General features: G+C 72.1%; 1 pseudogene. It reads right to left on the bottom strand.

Annotated elements, in window-relative coordinates:
* Positions 1-172: 172 nt before the first annotated feature.
* A pseudogene (locus AOK03_RS44705) lies at positions 173-884 on the bottom strand (ATP-binding protein); the annotation flags it as partial.

Below are 884 nucleotides of genomic sequence, written 5' to 3' on the forward strand. Positions count from 1 at the left end.
GATGTGGATCTTTTGGCCGGTCCGTATGAACGACCTGTGTCGATTCTGCCTCACCGTATGGTGCGAAAGAGACCGAACACCACGTACGTGTGATCCGGCGGTTCGTCCGCTCATCCGTGCTGGGATGTCCGGGTGCCCCGTCCGCGCCGCTTCAGGCCGGGCCCGCGCCGCTTCAGGAGCGCAGGTCCACGAGGAGCGGGGGCGCGTGCTCCCCGCGTACGTCGGTCAGCGACAGCACCGCGTGCCCCGGCGGCACCCCGTGCGCCAGCTCGGACGCGGACCACCGCTCGCGCTCGACCTGACGGACGGTGACGGCGCGGGCCGTCGGTGCGTTGCCGGTGATGACGCGGCGCAGCATGTGCACGGTTTTGCCCAGTGGGGTCTCGGCGATGATCTGCCGGTCGGTCACATCGCGCGCCTCTGTCCACTCCTTGCCCCAGACCTCCGCGAAGTCCTGGCCGTCCCACGGGGTGAGGCCGGAGAGCGCCATGCGGCAGCCGATCGCGCCGAGGAGCGGTGTGCGCAGGGGCCGGGGTACGTCGTCGAGCGTACGCAAGGTCATCACGACGCCCGCGTTGGCGGACCGCAGGCGCTGGACCCGGCGTACGGATTCCGGGGTGACCGTGCCCGACGCGTCGTCCAGGACGAGGCAGGCGAAGAGCGAGCGGTCCTCGCGCCCGGCGGCGGTCGCCGTGAACTGGGCGAGGACGAGGCGGGCCAGGATCCGCGAGGCGTCGGCGTGGCCGCGCTCGGGGAGGTCGATGCGGACGCGTACGGGATGGTCAAGGGCCCGCAGCGAGAAGGGGGTGCTGCGGCCCGAGGTGTCGAAGAAGGGGGCGAAGGCGGGGCGGTCCAGGAGCGCGATGCGGTCGGCGAGGACCGCG

The sequence above is a fragment of the Streptomyces atriruber genome (genome assembly GCF_001418325.1).
In the GTDB taxonomy this organism is placed as follows: Bacteria; Actinomycetota; Actinomycetes; order Streptomycetales; family Streptomycetaceae; genus Streptomyces; species Streptomyces atriruber.